General features: G+C 73.5%; 1 protein-coding gene. It reads left to right on the forward strand.

All coding sequences use genetic code 11. The features are described 5' to 3' along the window. Window positions 1–152: 152 nt before the first annotated feature. A partial coding sequence (locus AB0C29_RS47215) for a M50 family metallopeptidase (protein WP_360834756.1) occupies window positions 153–1662 on the forward strand: 1510 nt, incomplete at its 3' end.

A 1662-nucleotide genomic window follows, 5' to 3' on the forward strand; every position in this document is an offset into this window, starting at 1 on the left:
TTGATCGCGACCACCCACCGCACCTTTATGTCCGCTGTGTGGAGTTTCGGCGGGCGATCGGCTTATCGGGGGCTCGCGTTTCGCCTCGCTGACCGCCTACTCTCCATTCGCCACAGCCTGTGAAGGCAACCCCCGTTGAACGGACTGAAGGCGTGACGTACGTCGAGACCCGGATGAGTGTCTGGGAAGCCCTGGCCGGACGTGCGCCGGGTGAGCCGCTCGGACCCGCCGACCCCGGTCTCTGGGGTGCGGTGGTCGACCGGCTCAACCCCGCGCGGGCCCGGCCCGTGCTGCGCGCCGGGATCGAGGCCGTCGAGCTGACCAGCGTGCGCGGCTCGGCGTACGTGATGCTCCGCTCGCCCGACGACGGCGGCCGGGCCTGCTATCTGCGGCTGACCCCGGACGAGTGGCAGCTCGCGCAGATGATGGACGGCACCCACACGGTGGCCCGCCTCGTCGCCGAGTTCGCCCGCCTGGCCGGCCGGCTCGCCCCCGACCAGGTCCGCCGGGTCGTGGCCGACCTCGCCGGCAACCGGATGCTCGATGAGCTGCCGGTGGACGCGTTCCGCCCGTTGCAGGAGCTCGAGCGCCAGCCGCTGCCCCGGCGCGTCGGCAGCGGGGTGCTGGCGGCGGCGCGTGGCCGCCGGATGCTGGTCTTCGACATCGACCGGGTGATCACCGCGCTCTACCGCGCCGGCGGCCGGTTCCTGTTCACCAAGGTCGCGGCGATCGTCATGGCCGTCTTCGCGGTGGCCGGGCTCGGCCTGTTCGTCACCACCTGGTGGCGGGGCAGCCAGGCGGTCTTCCTGTCCGGCGGCTCCTATCTGCTCGGCGCGGTCGTCCTGCTGCTGCTCAACCTGGTGGCGCTGGCCAGCCACGAACTGGGGCACGCGCTGGCCACCAAACACGCCGGGCGGGAAGTGCCCGCGGCCGGCGTGCTCGTGTACTTCGGCATCCCCTCGGTCTTCGTCGACACCACCGACGTGTGGATGGCCGGGCGCCGGGCCCGGATGCTGGTCACCGCGGCCGGTCCGGCCACCGGCCTGGTGCTCGCCGGGTCGATGCAGCTCGTCGGGCTGGCCGTGCCGGCGCTCGGGCCGCTGGCCTTCAAGCTGGCCTTCGCCTGGTATCTGAACGTGCTGTTCAACCTGAACCCGCTGCTCGCCCTCGACGGCTACTACCTGCTGATGGACTGGCTGGAGATCCCCAACCTGCGCGGTCGTGGCCTCGCCTGGGTGTCCGGCCGGCTGCGCGGGCGACCGCCGGCGTGGGCCGGGCTGGACCGCGAGGGCCGCATCGTCGCCCTGTACGGGGTGCTGGCGCTGCTGTGGGTGGCGATCGCGGCGAACCTGGCCTACCGGATCTGGGCCGACCGGGTCTCCGGGCTGGTCACCGGTCTGTGGCACAGCGGCTTGGCCGCGAAGCTGTTGCTGATCCTGGTCGTGGCGGGCCTCTGCGCCCCGCTGATCTACCTCGCCGTGGGCCGGCTGGCCCGCTCCTGGCGGTTGCTGCGCGAGCGGTCCGCCGAGAAGCGCCGCGAGGCCGACGCCCCCCGCCGGCTGGCCGCCCTGCGCGCCTCCGACCTGGGCGGCCTGCCCGAGCACGCGCTGGCCGGCCTGGCCGCGCGGGCCCGCTGGATCCGTCCGCACTCCGGCACCCAGC

The organism is Actinoplanes sp. NPDC048791 (genome assembly GCF_040650095.1).
Taxonomy (GTDB): Bacteria; Actinomycetota; Actinomycetes; order Mycobacteriales; family Micromonosporaceae; genus Actinoplanes.